This is a genomic window from Aeromonas sp. MaB10011B, assembly GCF_017939325.1.
Taxonomy (GTDB): domain Bacteria; phylum Pseudomonadota; class Gammaproteobacteria; order Enterobacterales; family Aeromonadaceae; genus Aeromonas; species Aeromonas caviae.
Map to the genome: position 1 here is coordinate 272,434 of NZ_JAGKRK010000078.1, position 19,730 is coordinate 292,163.

Annotated in this window: 19 protein-coding genes; 7 read left to right on the plus strand and 12 right to left on the minus strand. The window is 63.1% G+C overall.

What is annotated here, in order from left to right:
- Window position 1: 1 nt before the first annotated feature.
- The 3 genes from J9893_RS18865 to J9893_RS18875 all read left to right on the plus strand — a co-directional run bounded on the left by J9893_RS18865 (window position 2) and on the right by J9893_RS18875 (window position 3,531).
- Window positions 2-658, plus strand: coding sequence for a Bax inhibitor-1/YccA family protein (locus tag J9893_RS18865; protein WP_010675134.1), 657 nt, complete (start codon window positions 2-4; stop codon window positions 656-658).
- A gap of 264 nt (window positions 659-922) precedes the next feature.
- Window positions 923-3,064, plus strand: coding sequence for a YccS family putative transporter (gene yccS, locus J9893_RS18870; RefSeq protein WP_124813457.1), 2,142 nt, complete (start codon window positions 923-925; stop codon window positions 3,062-3,064).
- Window positions 3,065-3,186: 122 nt separating this feature from the next.
- The gene (locus tag J9893_RS18875) at window positions 3,187-3,531 is read left to right on the plus strand and encodes a TusE/DsrC/DsvC family sulfur relay protein (protein ID WP_039038798.1); all 345 of its coding nucleotides are present in this window, start codon (window positions 3,187-3,189) and stop codon (window positions 3,529-3,531) included.
- A 105-nt stretch (window positions 3,532-3,636) separates the two neighbouring features.
- Here the strand turns inward: J9893_RS18875 and dedD are convergent, their stop codons facing one another.
- From dedD to J9893_RS18910, 7 genes are all read right to left on the minus strand, one after another.
- Window positions 3,637-4,443 carry a cell division protein DedD gene (gene dedD, locus J9893_RS18880; RefSeq protein ID WP_124813456.1) on the minus strand — a complete coding sequence of 269 codons (807 nt, stop codon included), beginning with the start codon at window positions 4,441-4,443 and terminating at the stop codon, window positions 3,637-3,639.
- Between the two features lie 179 nt (window positions 4,444-4,622).
- The gene (gene folC, locus J9893_RS18885; protein WP_210600078.1) at window positions 4,623-5,882 is read right to left on the minus strand and encodes a bifunctional tetrahydrofolate synthase/dihydrofolate synthase; all 1,260 of its coding nucleotides are present in this window, start codon (window positions 5,880-5,882) and stop codon (window positions 4,623-4,625) included.
- 2 nt (window positions 5,883-5,884) lie between these two features.
- Window positions 5,885-6,748 carry an acetyl-CoA carboxylase, carboxyltransferase subunit beta gene (gene accD, locus J9893_RS18890; RefSeq protein ID WP_010675139.1) on the minus strand — a complete coding sequence of 288 codons (864 nt, stop codon included), beginning with the start codon at window positions 6,746-6,748 and terminating at the stop codon, window positions 5,885-5,887.
- 119 nt (window positions 6,749-6,867) lie between these two features.
- Entirely contained in the window at window positions 6,868-7,677 is an 810-nt protein-coding gene (gene truA / locus J9893_RS18895) for a tRNA pseudouridine(38-40) synthase TruA (RefSeq protein WP_124813454.1), read from the minus strand.
- 166 nt (window positions 7,678-7,843) lie between these two features.
- Window positions 7,844-9,970 carry a FimV/HubP family polar landmark protein gene (locus J9893_RS18900; protein ID WP_124813453.1) on the minus strand — a complete coding sequence of 709 codons (2,127 nt, stop codon included), beginning with the start codon at window positions 9,968-9,970 and terminating at the stop codon, window positions 7,844-7,846.
- A gap of 293 nt (window positions 9,971-10,263) precedes the next feature.
- Window positions 10,264-11,280: an aspartate-semialdehyde dehydrogenase gene (locus J9893_RS18905; protein ID WP_010675142.1), complete on the minus strand. Its 1,017-nt coding sequence runs from the start codon at window positions 11,278-11,280 to the stop codon at window positions 10,264-10,266.
- Window positions 11,281-11,427: 147 nt separating this feature from the next.
- Window positions 11,428-12,549 (minus strand): 4-phosphoerythronate dehydrogenase, encoded by a 1,122-nt coding sequence (locus tag J9893_RS18910; RefSeq protein WP_201985231.1) that lies wholly within the window; start codon window positions 12,547-12,549, stop codon window positions 11,428-11,430.
- A 250-nt stretch (window positions 12,550-12,799) separates the two neighbouring features.
- Between J9893_RS18910 and J9893_RS18915 the strand changes: the two genes are divergently transcribed.
- A complete protein-coding gene (locus tag J9893_RS18915) occupies window positions 12,800-13,522 on the plus strand; it encodes a phosphatase PAP2 family protein (protein ID WP_029314731.1) in 723 nt (240 codons plus the stop codon).
- Window positions 13,523-13,575: 53 nt separating this feature from the next.
- Here the strand turns inward: J9893_RS18915 and J9893_RS18920 are convergent, their stop codons facing one another.
- Window positions 13,576-14,397: a MetQ/NlpA family ABC transporter substrate-binding protein gene (locus J9893_RS18920; RefSeq protein WP_010675145.1), complete on the minus strand. Its 822-nt coding sequence runs from the start codon at window positions 14,395-14,397 to the stop codon at window positions 13,576-13,578.
- A gap of 340 nt (window positions 14,398-14,737) precedes the next feature.
- On the opposite strand from J9893_RS18920, the gene J9893_RS18925 reads away from it, so the two are divergent.
- The gene (locus J9893_RS18925; RefSeq protein WP_124813452.1) at window positions 14,738-15,190 is read left to right on the plus strand and encodes a VOC family protein; all 453 of its coding nucleotides are present in this window, start codon (window positions 14,738-14,740) and stop codon (window positions 15,188-15,190) included.
- Between the two features lie 14 nt (window positions 15,191-15,204).
- Here J9893_RS18925 and J9893_RS18930 read toward each other — a convergent pair whose 3' ends face one another.
- Entirely contained in the window at window positions 15,205-15,402 is a 198-nt protein-coding gene (locus J9893_RS18930; protein WP_010675148.1) for a hypothetical protein, read from the minus strand.
- A 220-nt stretch (window positions 15,403-15,622) separates the two neighbouring features.
- Between J9893_RS18930 and J9893_RS18935 the strand changes: the two genes are divergently transcribed.
- Together J9893_RS18935 and J9893_RS18940 are read left to right on the plus strand one after the other, a co-directional pair.
- A complete protein-coding gene (locus J9893_RS18935) occupies window positions 15,623-16,162 on the plus strand; it encodes a hydrolase (protein WP_124813451.1) in 540 nt (179 codons plus the stop codon).
- Window positions 16,163-16,179: 17 nt separating this feature from the next.
- Window positions 16,180-16,359, plus strand: coding sequence for a hypothetical protein (locus J9893_RS18940; protein WP_223918067.1), 180 nt, complete (start codon window positions 16,180-16,182; stop codon window positions 16,357-16,359).
- 18 nt (window positions 16,360-16,377) lie between these two features.
- Here the strand turns inward: J9893_RS18940 and modF are convergent, their stop codons facing one another.
- The 3 genes from modF to J9893_RS18955 form a co-directional block, all read right to left on the minus strand.
- A complete protein-coding gene (gene modF, locus J9893_RS18945; RefSeq protein WP_201920763.1) occupies window positions 16,378-17,832 on the minus strand; it encodes a molybdate ABC transporter ATP-binding protein ModF in 1,455 nt (484 codons plus the stop codon).
- 160 nt (window positions 17,833-17,992) lie between these two features.
- Entirely contained in the window at window positions 17,993-18,934 is a 942-nt protein-coding gene (locus J9893_RS18950) for a GGDEF domain-containing protein (RefSeq protein WP_210600077.1), read from the minus strand.
- A complete protein-coding gene (locus J9893_RS18955; RefSeq protein WP_210600076.1) occupies window positions 18,931-19,551 on the minus strand; it encodes a PDC sensor domain-containing protein in 621 nt (206 codons plus the stop codon). The genes J9893_RS18950 and J9893_RS18955 overlap by 4 nt, the downstream gene beginning before the upstream one ends.
- Between the last annotated feature and the right edge of the window lie 179 nt (window positions 19,552-19,730).

Consider the following 19,730-nt stretch of genomic DNA (forward strand, 5'->3'; position numbering starts at 1 on the left):
GATGGATACCCGTTCTATCTACACTGGCACCCAGGGTGCCGTGCGCGACACCAACAAGGTGCTGCGCAACACCTACATGCTGCTCTCCCTCACTCTTGGCTTCTCAGCCGTGGTAGCCGGGGTAGCAACCGTCATGAACATGCCGCCCCTGCACTGGGCCGTGTTCCTCATCGGTGTCTACGGCCTGATGTTCCTGACCGAAAAGAACCGTGACAACGGCATGGGGCTGGTGTTCACCTTCGCCCTGACCGGCCTGCTGGGCTATAGCCTCGGCCCCATCATCAACATGTACATGAACAACGGCGGCGGCGAGATCGTGATGACGGCGCTGGGCGGCACTGCGCTCACCTTCTTCGGCCTGTCTGCCTATGCCCTGACCACCAAGCGGGATCTTTCCTTCCTCGGCGGCATGCTGTTCGTCGGGTTCTGGGTACTGCTGGTAGCCATGGTCGCCAACATCTTCCTGCAGATGAGCGCCCTGAGCCTGGCCCTGTCCGCCATGTTCATGCTCTTCTCCTCCGGCGCCATCCTGCTGACCACCCAGCAGATCGTGCGCGGCGGCGAGACCAACTACATCTCTGCCACCGTCACCCTGTATGTCTCCATCTACAACATCTTCCTGAGCCTGCTGAGCCTGCTTGGCGGCAACCGCAACTGATGGATGCATAAGATGCACAAGACCCCGCTTCGGCGGGGTTTTTATTGGCGCCCATTTCTGTCAGGATAAGTTGCAAATCAAGGATATGAAGCGAAGTGGCCCTGATCCAAATCAGGGCCGTTTCGTTATCGACGGGTTATGCTGTCGCTTTCGTTTCGCTCAAGGGTTGCCTTCATCCCATGCCCATGGACTTCTCAGGTTTATTGCGCCGTCTGCTGACCGACAGCCACATCGATTTCACCTCGTTCAAGGGTGGTGCCTAGCATGCCGATGGATTTCTCCGGCCTGCTGCGCCGGCTGCTGACAGACAGCCACATCTATTTCGCCCTCAAGGTCCTGCTCGCCATCGCGGGGCTGCTCGCCTTCGCGCTGGCTACCGGTGACATCCAGCTCACCGTGCTGCTCTCCCTCGGGGTGGTGGCCGGCGCCATCGCCGAGACCGACGACAGCCTCTGGGGCAGGGTCAAGAACCTCGCCATGACCCTGCTCTGCTTCCTGTTCGCCTCATTGTGCGTGCAGTATCTCTTCCCCACTCCCTGGCTCTTTGCCATCGGGCTCGCGGGCTCCACCTTTATCTTCGTCATGGTGGGTGCCCTCGGCCAACGCTACGCCACCATCAGCTTTGGTTCCCTGCTGATTGCCATCTACACCATGCTGGGGGCCGCCAAGGCGCCGGATCTCTTCTATCAGCCGCTGGCCCTGTGCGCCGGGGCCCTCTGGTACGGCCTGGTGTCCCTGGTCTGGCTCTGGCTGCTGCCCTACAAGACCCTGCACGAGCAACTGGCCCAGAGCTACTTCGCCCTCGCCCGCTACTTGCAGGAGAAATCCCGCTTCTTCCCGGCCGACGAACACGGCGCCCAGGCCATCCGCCACAATCTGGCCCAGCTCAACATCAACCTGGTCAATGCCCTGAACCAGGCCAAGACGGCGCTCAATGCCCGTCTTCATGCCCCCGGCCGCCACGGGGTTGCCCCCGAGCTCGCGGGCCTGCTGCGCCTATACCTGCTTGCCCTGGAGATCCAGGAGCGGGCCACCTCCAGCCACTACCCCTACAGCAAGCTGGAAGCGGAGCTCAAGCAGGGCATCGTCCTCGACGGCTTCCAGGAGGTGCTGTCACAGCTTGCCGACGCCTGTCAGCAGCTTGGCTACGCCATCCTGGTGCACAAGCCCTACACCCACCACAAACGCATTCACTGGACCCTGGAGGCCCTCGGCGATCAGCTGGAGTTCACCCACCTCAAGCAGCACTACCCCAAGACCCTGCTGACACCGATGAAGTTCCTGCGTCGCAACCTAGCCAGCATCAACCAGTTGCTGCAAAGCGCCGAAGAGCTGCAAAACCCCGCCGCGCCGCCCACCAGCCTGCCTCCCCTGGCACGGCCGGTCGCCCTACCCTTGCTGGCATTGCTCAGGCAGCACCTGACCCCGAACTCCATGGTGTTTCGCCATGCCCTGCGGCTCTCCCTCGGGCTGGTAGTGGGCTATGGCATTCTGCAGGCGTTTCACCTGGACAAGGGGTACTGGATCCTGCTCACCGTATTGTTCGTCTGCCAGCCGAGCTACAGCGCCACCCGCCGTCGTCTGGTGCAGCGGATGCTCGGCACCTTCGCCGGTATCCTCATCGGCGTGCCCGTGCTCTGGTTCTTCCCCGAGCTGCACCTGCAACTGGGGATCATGGGGCTTGCCGCCTTCCTGTTTTTCACCCAGGTGCGCAGCAACTACAGCGCCGCCGTCTGCTTCATCACCCTCTACGTGCTGATGGCGTTCAACCTGCTGGATGGCATCGGCTTCGCCATCCTCGGACCCCGCTTGCTCGATACCCTGCTCGGCTGCCTGCTCTCCTACGCCCTGGTGGCCTGGCTCTGGCCCGACTGGCAATACAAGCGGTTGCCGACCCTTATCGCCAACTCCCTGTCCGCCAATGCGAAGTACCTCTCGGCGGTACTCGCCAGCCTGCATCGCCAACGGGATGAATCCCTGGACTACCGGGTGGCCCGCAAGTGTGCCCACCTCGCCGACAGCGAGCTGGCCATGGCCTGGCAGAGCATGCTGGTGGAACCGAGCAAGCGCCGCCGCTTCCTGGATCTCTGCTTTACCCTCACCTGGCGCAACCATGCCCTGCTCTCCTATATCTCGGCGCTCGGGGCCCATCGCGACAAACTCGAGCCCATCGAGGGGCTGGAGGAGATAAGCCGCCATATCAGCCAGACCCTGGAGCAGGCCGCCGGTCACTTGGCGGGGCAGATGCCGACGCCACTCACGGGAGCCTGTCCGGCCATCGCTCCGGAGAGCAGCGAGGAGCAGCTGATGCTGAGCCAGCAGCTCTCCCTCATCAGCCAGTTGGCAGACGAGCTGTTGGTGCTGGCCAACGACGGCCAGTTGCTGACAGGTCAGGGGCGAACCTAGCCGGACATAGCCGCCGGGCCAGTCCCACCCGAGGCAGGCGCCAAGCGCCGCCCCGGTTGCCGGACGGGACGCAAGGCGCTACCATGCCCGCCCCATTGAGATAGCCTTTTCGAGGAAGCGTCATGTCCGAGCCACACCATTTGCAGTTCAACGGCCAACTCATCGAGACCGATGCCCAAGGCTATCTGCGCCACAGCGAGCAATGGAGCGAGGCGCTGGCCCTGGTGCTGGCCGAGAAAGAGGGGATAGTGCTGGAGGATCCCCACTGGGAAGTGGTGCGTTTCGTACGGGCCTTCTATCTGGAGTTCAACACCTCCCCCGCCATCCGCGCCCTGGTCAAGGCGATGGAAAAGCAGTACGGCCCGGAGAAGGGCAACAGCCGCTACCTCTACAAGTTGTTCCCGGAAGGCCCCGCCAAGCAGGCCACCAAGATCGCAGGCCTCCCCAAGCCGGTGAAGTGCATCTAGTCCTCCTCGGCAGCCCGATAGCCACACTGCCTCCCCCGTGTTGGACACAAAAAAAGACCGCGCCCATGTTGCCATGAGGCGCGGTCTTTTCATTTCATCGTCCTGTCAGGGGTTGTAGGCCACCACGGAGCCGCTCAAGCCCGTCATCTGGCTGATCCGGCTCTGCATGCCCTGCAACTTGGCCTTGGAGACATCCGGCCCGATGAAGACCCGGTTGATCTGCCCCTGCACCGGAGTTCTCGGCGACGTCTGGGCCGAGTAACCCGCCGCCCTCAGCTTGCTCACCAGGGCATTGACGCTGTCTGCATTCTTGAAGGCGCCGAGCTGCAGGATCCAGCTCCCCTGAGCCGGAGCTGCTGCCGCCGGTGCCGTAGTCGGCTGGGCCATCTTGCTCGCGATGAGATCATCCATGGTCTTGATCTGGCCCGCCTGCGGCTTGGCCTCCACCGGTTTTTGCACCTCTACCGGCTTGGTTGGCACAGGCTTGGGTTTGGGTTGCTCCACCGGTTTCTTGGCGATCACTTCCGGCTTGGGCTCGGGTTTGGGCTGGGGCTTGGGTTGCGCCACGGCCTGTACCGACTGCTGCTGGGTGATGGGAGCCTGGCTGGCTCCCGCTGGATTGGCTCCCCCCTGATTGGCCAGGGTCACGGTATCGCCAATCTCCTCTACCTGCCACTGGGTCGCGGCAGAGGCCTGCTGCTGACTCGCCAGATGCTCGGCCGGCAGGGTGCTCGCCGCCGAGACCTGAAGCGCAGGCTTGGCGGGCTCGAGCTCCGGACGCAGGGGTATCTTGGCGAAGTCCTCGTCCTTTTGCTCCAGCTTGTTGCCGTCCATCAGGTCCGGCAGAAAGATGACCACCAGGGCGACCAAGATGACGGTCCCCACCAATCTGTTTTGAAACTTCGAAGCCAAGTTAATTTCCACCCATGTTACTTAGGATCCATTGCAATCTTGCACACTTCGCAAAGAACGCCTCCCCTCACGCCGGCTGGCGAAGCCGGGTCCCTCGCCACCCACTTGGCCTGAAAGGGGATTATCCAGTGCAAAACCCGGCCCGTCGTCACGTTGACGGAGCCAGGGGAGCGAACGGCTCAGACCGAACCCAGAGCCAGCACGTCGGCGACAGTGTAAAACGAGCCGAACACAATGACCATATCGTCAGGACTCGATGCGGCCAAGGCGGCGCCGTAGGCATCCCCCACGCAGGCAAAGGTGAGCGCCACGCCCCGGCCGCCGCCAAGTGCCGTCGCCAACTGGGCGGCCGTTGCCGCGCGCGGGCCGTGGAGGCTTGCCAGGAACCACTCGTCAATCAGACCGTCAAGCTCGGCCAGCGACCCCGCCATGTCCTTGTCCTTGAGCATGCCAACCACGGCGCGGCGCTTGCCCTTGCCGGGGCGCTGACGCAGCTGGCTGGCGAGATAGGCCGCAGAGTGGGGATTGTGGGCCACGTCGACGATGACCAGCGGCGAGGTTTGCAACTGCTGCATCCGGCCAACCAGGCGGGCATTGGCCAGGCCGTCGCGGATGGCGGACTCCGCCAATGGCAGACCGAGGGACTCCAGGGCCGCCAGCACGGTGACCGCATTCATCAGCGGCAGGGCCGGTTTGGGCAATCCCGACCAGTGGTGCAGGCCGTGATAATCCCAGTCACCTTCATGCTCGTCACCACGAAAATCGATGCCAACCTGACGCAGGCAGGCGCCGAGGCGCGCCGCTTCGCTGGCGATGGTCGACGGCGGATTGGGCTCCCCGCTGATGGCGGGTTTACCTTTGCGATAGACGCCAGCCTTCTCCACCGCCACCGCCTCCCGGGTATCCCCGAGCCAGTCGCAGTGATCCAGGGCAATGGAGGTGATCATGGCGACGTCTGATTCCACCACATTGGTGGCGTCGAGCCGCCCCCCCAGCCCCACTTCCAGCAAGAGCACATCGGGCGCGGCGCGTCGAAACAGCCACAGACCCGCCAGGGTGGCGAACTCGAAGAAGGTGAGGGCGATGTCGCCCCGGGCGGCTTCCACCTCGGCAAAGGCCGCGCAGTGATCGCCATCGGCCAGCTCCTGGCCATTGACGCGCACCCGTTCGGTAAAGCGCAGCAGATGGGGTGAGGAGTAAACACCGACCCGGTAGCCGGCGGCCATCAGGATGCTGGCCGCCATGGCGCAGGAGGAGCCCTTGCCGTTGGTACCCGCCACCGTGATCACCTTGAACGGCAGTTCGGTGAGGCCCATGCGGCGGGCAACCGTGCCGACCCGCTCCAGCCCCATGTCGATGTTGGCCGGGTGGATCTGCTCCAAATAAGAAAGCCAGTCGACCAGCGACCGGCTTTGGGGTTGTTGCATGTGTGAACTCATCTTCAGTCTTCGATGACCTGAGTGTTCATCAGCTTGGCCAGCAGACCGGCCAGACGGTTGCGCATTTCGCGCCTGTCGATGATGAGATCGATGGCGCCCTTCTCCAGCAGGAACTCGGAGCGCTGGAAGCCTTCCGGCAGTTTCTCGCGCACGGTCTGCTCGATGACGCGGGGGCCGGCAAAGCCGATCAGCGCCTTGGGTTCGCCTACGTTGATGTCACCCAGCATGGCCAGACTCGCGGAGACGCCACCCATGGTGGGGTCGGTCAGCACGGAGATGAAGGGCAGGCCCGCCTTGGTGAGGCGATCTAGGGCCGCACTGGTCTTCGCCATCTGCATCAGGGAGAACAGGGCTTCCTGCATCCGCGCACCACCGGAGGTGGAGAAGCAGACCAGGCCGCGGCCCTCCTTGATGCTCTCCTCGACGGCGCGCACGAAGCGGGCTCCGACCACGGAGGACATGGAGCCCCCGATGAAGGAGAACTCGAATGAACAGGCGACGACCGGTACCCCCTTGAGGGTCCCCTTCATCACTACCAGCGCATCCTTCTCGCCCGTCTCTTTCTGGGCGGCAGACAAACGATCCTTGTAGCGCTTGGAATCCTTGAATTTCAGGATGTCTTGCGGCTCCAGCTCGGCCGCGACTTCGCTGCGTCCCTCGGCGTCGAGGAAGCTCTCGAGACGGGCACGTGCGCTGATGCGCATATGATGGTCACACTTGGGGCACACTTCGAGATTGCGCTCCAGCTCTGCCCGGTAGAGCACCTGTTCGCAAGCAGTACACTTGGTCCACACCCCTTCCGGAATGTTGTGACGACGCGGTGTGGTGATCTTGCTCTTGGGAAGGATCTTCTCAAGCCAGCTCATGGAATTCCTTAATGCATTTGTGCCTGACAAAACACATCGAGCCTTGATTGTTCAATGACTTAACGGCTCGATGGCAATAAACGACGGATCATTAAACCACAAATTTTCGGGCCCAGTTACTAAAAACTGGTCGTACCCGGTGCCGAGTCCGGCAGCCACAACGGGCCGAGGGGCGGCCGGGGCAACCCGAATTCGGCCGGGTAATCCACATCCACCAGATAGAGGCCGCCCGCCTTGGCGGTCGGGCCCGCCAGGTTGCGATCCTTCGCCGCCAGCACCTCGGCAATCCACTCCACCGGTTGAAGCCCCTGCCCCACCAGCAGCAGGGAGCCGGTGATGTTGCGCACCATGTGATGCAGGAAGGCGTTGGCCTTGATGTCGAGCACGATATAGGGGCCGGAACGGCTGACACACAGGTGGGTCACATTGCGCCAGGGGGTGTTGGACTGACAGGCGACAGCCCGGAAGGTGCTGAAGTCGTGCTCCCCCAGCAGGCTCTGGCCGGCCTGGTGCATCAGATCCGCATCGATGGCTTCGTGGTAGTGGCTGACGCCTTGGCCCAGGATCGCCGGGCGGTAGTTGTGGTTGTAGATGACGTAACGGTAGCGACGGGCGGTGGCGCTGAAGCGGGCATGGAAATGCTCGTCCACCTCCCTGACCCAGCGCACGGCGATGTCAGGGGGCAGGTTGGAGTTGAGCCCCAGGGTCCAGGCGCCTTCTGCGCGGTTCGACTCGGTATCGAAGTGGATCACCTGGCCGGTGGCATGCACCCCCGCATCGGTGCGACCGGCACACTGGATGGAGACGGGGTGGTTGGCGATGCGGCTGAGGGCTTTTTCCAGCTCCTCCTGAACGCTGATCACTTCGCGCTGGCGCTGCCAGCCGAAGTACCGGCTGCCGTCATATTCAATACCAAGGGCAATTCGCATGGGTAACGGTGTCTTCTGATGAAAGGATGCAGTGAAAGAAACGGGGCGGATTATACGCGCTCGGGCTCAAAAGTCCCAGACCGGGCGAGGCCGCGGTGCGGGGCCCCCAAAGAGAGAGGGCAGCCCACGGGCTGCCCTCTCTGGTGCATGGATGACAAGGGCCTGCCTAGCCCAGGCGCTTGAGCAGCTTCTGCGCCTCACTGCGCTGGTGCTCGCTGCCCTGGGCCACCGCCTCTTCCAGCAGCTCACGGGCGCTCTCCTTGTCGTCGATCTCGAGGTAGGCCCGGGCCAGATCCAGCTTGGCCCCCACCCCACCGTCATCGGCATCCACATCAAAGCCGTTGGACTCCGGCAGCACCTCGGGGAAACCGTCCAGCCCCACATCCAGGGAGAAACCCTGATAGGGTTCCTGCTCCGTGCTGCTGGCATCGGCATCGGCCAGCAGCTTGTCGATTTCAACGAAGTCGCTGTCTTGCACCTGCTCGCGGGGTTTCACCTCCCCCTGATGGGACTCCACCTCGGCGAAGGCATCCTCGAAGTCCGCCAGGGCCAGCTCGCTGGGATCCCACTCGGACGCCGCCGGCTTGGTGGGCTCCAGCCCGAGTTCGGCCAGCATGTCGTCCACATCGTCCTTGCCAAACCCCGTCTCATCGATGTGCGGCGCCTTGGCGGCCAGCTCATCGTCGGTCGGCTCGCCAAACCCGGTCTCTAGATCGCTCAGATCGAAGTTGGCCAGTGTCTCGTCACGCTGGCTGCGGCTCTCCTCCTGGGCCTGGGCCAGATCCGCTTCCAGATCCGCGTCCAGTTCGGCAAACAGGGCGGCCTGCAGCTCCTCCTCGGTCATGATCTCGTCATGACCACGAGCAGAAGAGGTGGGCTCGTCGGAGAGATCGAGTTCCGGCACCACGGGCAGATCGAAGTCCCCCTCGTGGGCCAGATCCAGCTCGGGCACCAGATCCGGATCCCGGTTCGCCGTCGTCACCGCAGGCTTCACATCAAAAGCGGAGAGCGCCGTCTCGTCATCCCGGAAGATGACATCGGCGGCAGCACTGGCGCCATCTTGCTTCCTGATCACTTCCGGCTCGTTGAGATCCGGCATGCCATGGAGGGGCTCGTCATCCGCGATGCCCACCGTCATCAACTGCTCAAACTCGCTGTTCTCGTCTCCCATGACCATGGAGGTCGACTCGGAGAGGCTCTTCTCCTGCTCTTCCAGCTCGCGGCGGGCACGAGCACGCAGCCAGAGCGTGACCAGGGCAAGCACCAGGAGTACCGGCAGCAGGATGATCATGGCGAGATTGAGCGGCGAAGAGAGCAGCTCCATCAACCAGCCCTGTTTGGGCACCGGCGCCACCACGGGAGGCGTCGGATTGGCCTTGAGTTCCGCCACCTCTTTTTGCAGGGCGGTCTGATCCTGCAACTGGGCCTTGAGGGTCTCCACCTCTTCGGTCAGGGCTTGCAGGCGCAGCTTGAGCCTGTGGTTCATCTCGGTGACCTGGCCGAGCTGGGCGTTGGCATCTTCCAGGGCCAGCGCCATCTCGGTGGAGGGTTTGCCCACCGCAGTGGCGGGCAGGGGCGCCGGCGCCGTGCTGGCGGCGCTGCTCGCAGCAGCGCTCACCACCACGGGGGTGGAGACAGCCGCCTTGGCGGTCTCCTTCACCTCGGGGGCAGGAGCCGTCGCCTTGGGTGCCGCCGGGATCGGCGCCGCCTTGGGCGGTGTATTCTTGGCCACCACAGCCGGCTTGGCCGGAGCAGGCTTGCTCACCACCGGCTGGGCGACGTGGGATTGCTTGTTGGCCAGGTATTTGGGGCTCAGCCCCTTCCAGCTCGCGTTGTCGCTGTTGAAGCGACGGCGTGCTTCGGCATCTGTGATGCGCCCCGCCTCTGCGGCGGTGGGCAGCAGGATGTGGGAACCCACCAGAATGTGGTTGATGTTGCCGTCTGCGAAGCTTCGGGGGTTCTTGTCATAGATGGCCACCATGGTCTGGTAGACGCTTACCCGGTTGGACGGGCGATGCTTGCTCGCCAGACTCCAGAGGGTATCGGTGGGACGCACGGGACCATAACTGCCAGCCGACGCAGCAGGCACCTGACGCACGATGGGCTGGGCTCTGGGCAGGGTGACGGGCGCCACGGGCTGGGCCCGGGGCTCTGGTTGCACCGCGGGGGGCGGTGAGCCATCCGGTCCCTTGAGTTCGACAAAGAAGGGTTCTCGCGCCCCCTCTTCGGCCTGAACCGTGCCCAGAAGCCCCAATGCGAGTAGCGTTGCCAGCGTTATGCGGGAATGTCCCATATTCGTTCCTTCGTATGACGGCCCTATCACATTGAAAAATCTGGATAGTTACCCCAAAACAATCGGCTCAATATAAATCAGGCGCCGGTCTCAAGCCAGCGATCCGACATATTTCGCGCCCGGCGGCGACCAGAAAGCAGCCCCAGACGCGAACCAGAGTGTAGAAAAAAACCTAGTCCACTGATATCACACGGTATTCCAAAAACCGGAGAGTGGGTTCCCGGTCACATCCCGGGGCCAGGGCGCCCACATCAAGGCGGGGTTCCCTCCCCGCCCGGGGCCGACATCCGGCCTCAGAGGTAGTCGCGTACCAGCAGTTCGGCAATCTGCACGCTGTTGGTTGCCGCGCCCTTACGAACGTTATCGGCCACGATCCACATATTGATACCACTCGGATGAGAAATATCCTGGCGTACCCGCCCGACCATCACATCATCCTGACCGGTGGCATCGCGCACCGGGGTCGGGTAGTCCCCTTCATCATCAAACAGGGTGACGCCCGGGGCATTGCGCAACAGATCCTTGACCTGCTCGGCGTCCAGCGGCTGGTGCAGCTCCACATGGACCGCCTCGGCGTGACCATAGAAGACCGGTACCCGCACGCAGGTGGGGTTCACGGCGATGCTGGCATCCCCCAGGATCTTCTGGGTCTCCCACACCATCTTCATCTCTTCCCGGGTGTAGCCGTTGTCGGTGAAAGCATCGATCTGCGGGATCAGGTTGAAGGCGATCTGCTGCGGATAGAGGGTCGGCTCCACCGGGCGGCCGTTGAGCAGGTGGGCGGTCTGGCCCGCCAGCTCGCTCACCCCTTCCTTGCCGGAGCCGGAAACGGATTGGTAGGTCGCCACGTTGATGCGACTGATGCCCACCTCGTCGTGCAGGGGCTTGAGCGCCACCAGCATCTGGATGGTGGAGCAGTTGGGGTTGGCGATGATGTTGCGGTTGCGAAAATCGGCCAGCGCGTCCGGGTTCACTTCCGGAATGACCAGGGGAATGTCCTCGTCGTAGCGGAAGCAGGAGGTGTTGTCGATGACGATGCAGCCGTGCTCGGCGGCGATGGGCGCCCATTTGGCCGAGACCTCGGCACCGGCGGAGAAGAGTGCGATCTCCACCTGGCTCCAGTCAAAGGCCTCCACGTCAAGGATGTCGACGTTCTTGCCGCCAAAGCGCACCGTGTCCCCAGCGCTGCGACTGGAGGCGAGCGGATAGAGGGTCGCTACCGGGAAGGCGCGCTCCTCCAGGATCTCGATCATGGCCTGACCCACGGCGCCGCTGGCACCCAATACCGCTACGTTGAATTGCTGACTCACTGATCTGTTCTCCTGTGATGCGGCCCGTCGGGGCCGGGCATGAGGGCCCCGGCTGGCACGCGTATCGGTTTGATGACAGGCCCGCCATGATGCCGGGCCGGGGGGAAGCGCCGCCTGGGCAAGCCCCTCCCCTTGTTGAAATCGGGTTTATTGCTTCGAGACGGCAAAGCCCAGTCGGGCCAGTCTGTCGTCGGCGAAGGGCCCTTTCAGTTGCAAGGCGCCCAATTCGCGCCGCTCGGGGTAGCGCTTGCGCTGCTCATCGAAGCTGCCGGGCAGCCCGATCCGGTTGCGAAAACGGGCGTCGTCACGGCGCACGTCATAAACAAGGTGGACAAGCTGCTTGATGAGCGCCTGATCCGCCGGCTGCCCCGGCGTCAGCTCGCGCACCTCGGGGGCAGGCAGCAGGGATTGCAGATCCTGGCGCGGGGTGCGCCCCAGTTGCCGGCACAGCGCCTCATAGAGCATCCAGGTGCCACGGGCCTTGCCTTCCAGGCTGTAACCGGCGATGTGCGGGGTGGCCAGCTCGGTATGGGGCACCAGTTCATTGAGGGGCTCCGGCTCTCCTTCCCACACGTCCATCACCAGTCGCAGGGGATGGGGTCCCTGCTGGCGGACAAGCAGGGCACGGTTGTCCCACACCTCGCCGCGGGAGGCGTTGATGAGGATCTGCCCGGCCGGACGCTCGGCGATCTCCTCGGCTCCCAGCAGGTGGAAGGTGGCCTCATCCCCTTCACGAAGATAGGGGACATGGAAGCTGACGATGTCGGCATCCAGGGCAGTGCGGTAATCCACGAAGTCGCCAGCGGCGCCGCTACGGGCCAGGGGCGGGTCGCAGCGCAGCACCTTCATCCCGAGCGCCTCGGCCTTGCCGGCCACGCTCTCGCCGGTGTTGCCGGCGCCGATGACGGCGAGGCTCATCTCGCTCAAGGTCAGCTCATGCCGTTCCGCCAGAACCAGCAGGGCGGAGAGCACGTAGTCCCCCACCGACACCTTGTTGCAGCCGGGGGCGCTGAAGAAGGGGATGCCCCGCGCCGCCAGCAGCCCCTGATCGATGTGATCCGTGCCGATGGTGGCCGTACCGACAAACCCCAGCCTGGGGCAACTCGCCAGGAGCGCTTCGTTGACCCGGGTCACGGAGCGCACCAGCAGCACATCCGCCTCTTGCAGATCCGCGGCCCTTATTTCTCGTCCCGGCAGGGGAACCACTTCACCAAATTCCGCAAACAGCTCCACCGCATGGGGCATATTTTCATCAACGACGATCTTCATCGGCACGCATCTCGTCCACAAGGGCCACAGGCGCGCCATTCTAGCCCAAACGCGACGGATTTTCAGAGGCTTGTTGGCAGACCGCTCTGCGGCCATCTTTCCGTCTTCCGGCCTCAGGTGCGGGCACGATGTCCGGCAGCATCATATGTAACAGCCTGTTGCCCTCGCCCCCTTCGCCTTGACCAGAGCAACCTGACTGGCACAATGACGCCTCTTTCTAGCCGCTCGCGCCACCGAACCGGACCCCTTGATGCCGACTCACTCCTCTTCGTTGCCACGCCGCAAGGTGCTTCATTTCAATGCCCTCCTGCTCCTTCCCCTGCTGCTGCTCGTCTGCCTGCCCTGGCAGCCGTTCATGACCCAGGCCCTGCAATCGGGCTGGCTATGGTGGCCCTACGCCCTCACCCGCATGGTGGACTTGCCGGGGCTGGTCTTCACCATCGCCGCCCTGCTGCTGCTCACAAGACACAAGCTGACGCTGGACGGTCGCGCCTTGTTGGCGCTGGCTGGCGCCCTCTTTGCCGTGCTGGCGAGCGACTGGGTCATCAAGAGCCTCATCAAGCTGCTGACCGAGGAGCCCAGGCCCTACCTCATCTGGCTGGAGAGCCAGGAGCTGATCCCCGCCATCCGCCAGTTCTATGGGGGAAGCCAGGCCCTTCGCAGCGAACAGGTCCACGCCGCGACCCAGTTGCTGGCGCTGCCCGCCTGGCTCGGCCAGCACTGGCAGGCAGAGGTCAACTACGCCTTTCCCTCCGGTCACAGCATCGCCGCCATGAGCCTCGCCCAGTTCTTCGGCCTGATCTGGCTGGCCCGGGCACCCGCCGGGGCCTGGCTGCTGCCACTCTGGGCCATCGGGATCGGCCTCTCGCGCACCCTTATCGGCATGCACTGGCCCCTGGATGTGCTGGCAAGCGCCCTGCTTGGCAGCCTTACCGCCCTCCTGGCCGCCCGCTGGTGGTTGCGCCACTACTGACCTCCAATAAAAAACGGGCACCTGGGTGCCCGTTTTTATCGCTTGTACGCCACTCACCCCTTCTGCTGCCAGCCCTCGGGATACTTGTAGCCGACGAAGCGCTTGGCGGCATAAGCCTTGAATTCGGGGGAGTTGTAGGCGGCCGCCACATCCTTGGCGAACGGCTTGCCCGCATCGGCGCTCTTGACCACCACCCAGTTGATGAAGTCATAGCTGCGCTCGAGGAAGAGGCCGGAGCTGAACGGGATCCCGCTTGAGGCGGCAAAGTTGCCGTTGATGACGGAGAAGTCCACATCCTCACGGGAGCGCGGCAGCTGCGCCGCTTCCAGCAGCACCAGCTTGAGGTTGTGGGGGTTCTTCACCACGTCGAACTCGCTCGCCTTGAGGGGATTGATCCCCTCCTTGAGGCTCAGCCAGCCCAGATCCTGCAACATCAGCAGTGCCCGCGCCTGGTTGGTGGGATCGTTCGGGATGGCGACCGTGCTTCCCTCTTTCACCGCCTTCAGATCCCCCAGCTTGCCGGCGTAGAGCCCCATGGGACCGGTCGGCACCTGAGTGATGGGCGCCAGAGAGAGACCCCGGTCTTTGGCGAAGCTCTCCAGATAGGGCTTGTGCTGGAAGCAGTTGACGTCAAGCGACCCGTCCGCCAGGGCGATATTGGGGGTCACGTAATCGGTGAACTCCACCAGTTTGACCTTGTAGCCCTTGGCTTCGAGCTGCGGCTTGATGGCGTCGGTGACCATGTCGGCAAAGTCGCCAACCGTGGTGCCGATGACGATCTCTTTCTTCGCCTCATCGATGGCAAAGGCGGACAGCGGCAGGCTGCTGGCGAGCAGCGCCAGGGCGGAAAGGGTGAAGAAGGAACGACGTTGCATAAAAACTCCCTGTCAACATGATCATCAAAACGGTGAGCGGTCGGGGGCGCGAACATGCAGTCAGCGCACAACCATCTAGCCATCCAAACGGCTAATTGAGCACACCATAACAGAGCTCGTAGCCTTCGCCAAGCAACAAAACCGGGCAAGCTTGGCCAGCGCGAAGCAAAGCGCATCCCGCAACTGGATGAAAAATCTTTGACAGAGCACGCAGTTATGCGCCTTGCCCTCTCCCTGCCTGGAGTCAAACTAACTTATTGTGGTCATTCGATACCCATTTCAACGGTTCCCATGAGGGCCTGATGGGCTGCTCTACACCCAGGCCACACAAGGAGTCACCGTGTTCGATCATGTTGAAATCAAGGTGGTGCGTTTTGACTCCTGTCAGCACTTCTACGCCACCGTACTGGCTCCTTTTTTGATAGAACTCAAATGGTCTGATGAGACGGCGGCCGGTTTTGGCCTGATGGGCCGCGATCACGTGGGCTTCCTGATTGAGCGGGGGCAGCAGGGCGCCTCCTGCCATCTCGCATTCAGGGCCGACGACGCGACCCAGGTGGATGCGTTCCATCACGCGGGGATCAAGGCAGGTTTTGCCTGCAATGGGCTGCCGGGGCTGCGTCCCCACTATGCCCCCAATTACTACGCCGCCTTCCTGCGCGATCCCGATGGCAACAACATCGAGGCGATGACCTACATTGAGTCCTCACACGCCGCAAACACATCGCAGCACAGTGCCACCCAGCAAAAGGCCCTGCATTCGGTGAATCCAGGGCCTGAGAAGTACACGTAGTGAGTCGGGTTAGATTATTTGACCGCCTTGCTGGCGTTCTCCAAGGCCTGCTTCTCGGCGGCGTTCATGATGGACGCCTGGCGGTTTTGCTCGGCCTGGTAGCAGGCGTCCTTGCTGATCCCTTGCGCCTGGCATTCCGCCATGCGTTGTGCCGGGCTGGCGCAACCGGCCAAAAGGCCAGCCAGGGAGACGAACAGGATTATCTTCTTCATGGTACTTCTCATCGTTAATGGAAAATCGTCCAACTACGCAGTAGTGGGTTGATGCGTCGCCCCTTGTCATGCGCACCACAACTGAGAAAACGGGCTCCATGACGGGCATCCTAGTGTCCCCCACGCCGTCGGTCAGCTCACAATTTGTATCAAGATGTACGCGAGAATGGCTCCCAGGATGGCGCTGTATCTCATCCGCAACGGAGAAAGGAGACAAAAAATGCACAAACACCATCACCCAGGCCTGCTGGTGGTCGATATCCAGGGCAAGCTGGCCCGCCTGGTCGAGGAGAGCGACGCCCTGATTGCCAATACCGCCAGGCTGGTGCAAGGGGCCCGGGCGCTGGGCCTGCCGGTGCTCTGGCTGGAGCAGAACCCGGACAAGCTCGGTGCCACCGTGCCCGAATTGCAATCGCTGCAGGCAGGCGATCTTGTGCTGCCCAAATACAGCTTCGGCGCCCTGGGGGAGCCCACTGTGGCGACCGCGCTGGCCGAGAGCGGGGTCGAGCATTGGCTGGTATGTGGCATCGAGACCCATATCTGCGTCTACCAGAGCGTGCTGGGGCTTCTGGCCAGCGGCGCCCGGGTCTCGCTGGTGGTGGATGCGGTGTCGTCTCGCTCCGCTGCCAACCGGGATCTCGCCATAGGCCAGCTTGCGGCCAGGGGAGCTGCGCTGACGTCGGTGGAGATGTGCCTCTATGAGCTGATGGGGGACTGCCGCCATCCGGCATTTCGCCAGATCCTCTCCCTGGTGAAATGACCGCCATGATGGACAACATGGCGCCCTTTCTGTTCGCCCTCATCGCCTTCGGGGCGGCACTCATGGTGACGGTGACGGGGATGGCCGCCACCCGTCACTATCTGGCCTGGCTCTGGCTGGGGATCATGCTCTTCTTCGGGCTGTGGTGGACGCTGCTGGGGATGCCGCCGCTCCTCGCCGAACCAGCCCCTCTCTGACCATGCCGCCCGGACGGCTCAGCTCCCCAGACGCTCCTGCAGATAGTCGTATCCTTCCCCCTCCCTTGGCACGAAGCTCAGCCTGTGGGTCAGACCGGGGGGCGCATCATCGGCATGATGGGAAACGAACAATAGCTGGGTTCCCTCGCCCACGAGGCGCGCCACCATCTCCCGTACCAGGTGACGGTTGAGGGGATCCAGTCCCTGCAGGGGTTCGTCCAGGATGAGCAGCGGCGGATGCTTGACCAGGGCACGGGCGATCAGCACCAGTCGCTGCTGACCGAAAGAGAGAGAGTGGAAAGGCTGCGCCCCCTGATCGGCCAGCCCCAGCAGGGCCAGCCACTGGTTGGCCAGCGCCAGCTGACGATCCCCCGGCCGGGTATAAAGCCCGATGGAGTCGTAGAAACCGGAGAGGATAACTGTCTGCACCGGGCAGCTGACACGATAGTCCAGATGCAGCGCCGGGCTCACGAGCCCGATGTGGCGCTTGATCTCCCAGATACTCTCGCCGCTGCCCCGCCGCCGTCCGAACAGATGGAGCTCATTGTTGTAACCTTGCGGGTGATCTCCGGTGATGAGGGAGAGCAGGGTCGACTTGCCAGCGCCGTTTGGTCCCACCAGTTGCCAGTGCTCCCCCTCGTCAATGGTCCAGTCGAGCCCGTCGATGATCACCTGATCCCCGTAAGCGATACGCATGGCTTTCATGACGACCCGAGGGCCGGGAGGCAAGGGCTCGGGTGTCGTCAGCGGTGGCGGCAAACGGGGGGACGTGGTTTCGGCGCGAGCCAGCTGGGCCACCTCCTGGCTGCCGAGCACCGCCTCGCGCTCCCCCGCCAGCAGCAGACGACACTCGCCGAGCAGGCCGAGGTGAGTGGCAAAGGGGGGGATCTCATCAAAACGGTTGACGATCACCACCAGACGCAGCCCCTCTGACACCAGGTCGGCCAGCAACATCATCAAAGAAGCCCTGGCCCCCTGATCCAGGCCATCGAAGGGTTCGTCCAGCACCAGCAGCTCGGGCCGCCCCAGCAGGGCCCGGGCCAGCAACAGCTTGCGCCCCTCCCCGCTCGAGAGGTAGCGATAGGGGCGATCCCACAGGGGTTCGATGCCAAAACGGGCCAGCAGCGCGCGTGCCTCATGCTCCTCACCCCCCGCCTCCAGCATCAGGGTCGATACCCGATACCCCGCCTCCTCCTCTTCCCCCAGCATGTCGGTATTGCGCCGCTGCCAGTCCAGCTCCCCCAGCCGTTGCTGCGACTCGAACGAGAGTCGCTCGGCCCGGACTCGACCCGATACCGCTCCGGCACGCACAGCCAGCTCGCCGCACAGGGCCGACGCCAGCGCCGTCTTGCCGCTGCCGTTGCTGCCGACGAAGGCCCAGCACGCTTGAGGCGCCAGCTCAAGATCGGGAATGAAGAGGGTCTGGCTGCCGTGAAGGGCCAGCCTGGCCTTGTGCCACTGCAATAGGGTCATGAGTCCATCCAGTTAACCTGTCTCTCGCTACCTTAACAGCTGGAGGGGTGAGAGTGTATCGATAAGGGGCATCCGGGCCCCCTCTGTCACGCCCCCTGATCGTGCTGGCTGGCCAGCCCACAATTGCACCACCACAGAGAAGGGCTGCCGGACTGTGCCATCAAAGCCCGGTGGCGCGATAGATTCGATCCTTGCCATCTTGCTTGGCGCGGTACAGGGCCTGATCCACCTGCTCCATCAACGCTTCCGGAGTGCGCCCCTCGGTCGCGCCGATGCCTCCACTGAAGGTCACCTTCATCGCCTCATCCCGCCATCTCATCTCACCCACCCCCTGGCGCCACTGTGCCATCAGCCACTCGGCCTCGGCCAGGGTGCAGTGTTCGAACAGGGCGACCAGCTCCTCGCCACCATACCGGCACAGGGAGGCCGCATTGGCGAGCCGCTCCTGCCCGAGCGAGGCGCAGCGGCGCAACACCACATCACCGACGGCATGGCCATGGCCATCATTGATGCTCTTGAAGTTGTCGAGATCCACCAGCGCCAGCACGAACGGCCTCCCCTCGCTGTGCAGTTGCCTGAGCCGTTCATCCAGGAAGCGGCGATTATAAAGACCGGTCAGTGCATCCCGGTTGGCGGCATCGTGCGACGCCTGCAAGCGATCGGAGACCAGATTCAGCTCCTCGTGCAGCTCCGCTATCTCCGGGAAATCCGGCAGTATCATCGTCGCCCTCTCCTGCGTCGAGCTCAAACGCAGCAGGCGCACCATCTGGATAAGCCCCCCGATCAGCGCCGACAGCCGCAAGCGAAAGAGGATCGCCATCACGATGAACAGAGCGCTCGACAACAGCAACAGCACAATGACGGCACCGCCCCCCACCAAGGCCACCGCGTCTCGCCTCGGCTGCATAGTGATGGCCAGTAGGTTCGAACGCCCCGGCAGGGCCTGATAAGCCACATACTGGCCGACTTCCTCCGAGAAGAAGGTGCCGGACGCTCCCTCCAGCCGCGCTAGCCAGGGATAGGCGATGACCTGACCATTGAACTCGGCCTGGGAATGGACCAGGATCTGGCCGCTGGATCGGTCAAACAGCAGGTGATTCAAGCCGTTGTCCCGATAGAGCATGGTGCTGAGCCGCTGCGACCAGGCGGGCAGGTTGATGTCGAGGCCGATGACACGCTCCTTCCCCCCCCAAATGGCCTTAGCCGATGGGAGACGGTCAGGGTATAGGCCCCGGTCAGCGCATCCGGATAAGCGCCGGTCCAGCTGAAACCGGAGGTGCCGAGCGCCCCCTTGAACCAGGCACGATTCGTCGAGTCAAACTGGGTGGTGTCCCAGGCCAGATCCTGCTCCTCGTTATTGGAAAAACTCTGTCCGCTCGCATCGGCGTAGTAGATCAGGTTCAGTTGCTCGCCGAGCGTCACCTTGTCATTCCACAGGTTGCGGCTGTAGGCCTTGTCTTCCTCGGAGAAGGTCAGAGGACGCAGCTCGTCGGCATTGACCTCGGCGACCAACACCTGCTCCACCTGTTCGAGGCTCTCCGCTTCGGCGATCGCAATGGCGTGGTTGAGAATCACCAGCTTCTGCTCCACCCCGGCGCGATGATTAAAGATAGAGAGTGCAAACACCCCAGCGATCCCCAGCAACATGGGCATGGCAAGTAACCAGAAATATTTGGTACTAAAGGCGTATTTGGTCGTTGGACGGGCGGTGTGAGACATGCAGGAGACCCTCGATACATCTGTGGTATGGTCCCCCGACCCGCTCGCGATAAAGCCGGCATCTGCCCGTCTTGTCCATATTATCGACAAGGTTCTCTCAGGTCAGGGAAATTCATTGATGCAACACGACATCACGTTGATATTTATCTCAGCCATCAATATGCAGTAATTCATTGCCG

Bases quoted from the DNA above. Each gene is read 5' to 3' on its own strand.
- J9893_RS18920 (WP_010675145.1), bottom strand. From the start codon at position 14,397: ATGCAACGTCGTTCCTTCTTCACCCTTTCCGCCCTGGCGCTGCTCGCC.
- J9893_RS18915 (WP_029314731.1), top strand. From the start codon at position 12,800: ATGCCGACTCACTCCTCTTCGTTGCCACGCCGCAAGGTGCTTCATTTC.
- truA (WP_124813454.1), bottom strand. From the start codon at position 7,677: ATGCGAATTGCCCTTGGTATTGAATATGACGGCAGCCGGTACTTCGGC.
- J9893_RS18875 (WP_039038798.1), top strand. From the start codon at position 3,187: ATGTCCGAGCCACACCATTTGCAGTTCAACGGCCAACTCATCGAGACC.
- J9893_RS18900 (WP_124813453.1), bottom strand. From the start codon at position 9,970: ATGGGACATTCCCGCATAACGCTGGCAACGCTACTCGCATTGGGGCTT.
- J9893_RS18865 (WP_010675134.1), top strand. From the start codon at position 2: ATGGATACCCGTTCTATCTACACTGGCACCCAGGGTGCCGTGCGCGAC.
- yccS (WP_124813457.1), top strand. From the start codon at position 923: ATGCCGATGGATTTCTCCGGCCTGCTGCGCCGGCTGCTGACAGACAGC.
- J9893_RS18910 (WP_201985231.1), bottom strand. From the start codon at position 12,549: ATGAAGATCGTCGTTGATGAAAATATGCCCCATGCGGTGGAGCTGTTT.
- J9893_RS18955 (WP_210600076.1), bottom strand. From the start codon at position 19,551: ATGTCTCACACCGCCCGTCCAACGACCAAATACGCCTTTAGTACCAAA.
- folC (WP_210600078.1), bottom strand. From the start codon at position 5,882: ATGAGTTCACACATGCAACAACCCCAAAGCCGGTCGCTGGTCGACTGG.
- accD (WP_010675139.1), bottom strand. From the start codon at position 6,748: ATGAGCTGGCTTGAGAAGATCCTTCCCAAGAGCAAGATCACCACACCG.
- modF (WP_201920763.1), bottom strand. From the start codon at position 17,832: ATGACCCTATTGCAGTGGCACAAGGCCAGGCTGGCCCTTCACGGCAGC.
- J9893_RS18930 (WP_010675148.1), bottom strand. From the start codon at position 15,402: ATGAAGAAGATAATCCTGTTCGTCTCCCTGGCTGGCCTTTTGGCCGGT.
- J9893_RS18940 (WP_223918067.1), top strand. From the start codon at position 16,180: ATGGCGCCCTTTCTGTTCGCCCTCATCGCCTTCGGGGCGGCACTCATG.
- J9893_RS18935 (WP_124813451.1), top strand. From the start codon at position 15,623: ATGCACAAACACCATCACCCAGGCCTGCTGGTGGTCGATATCCAGGGC.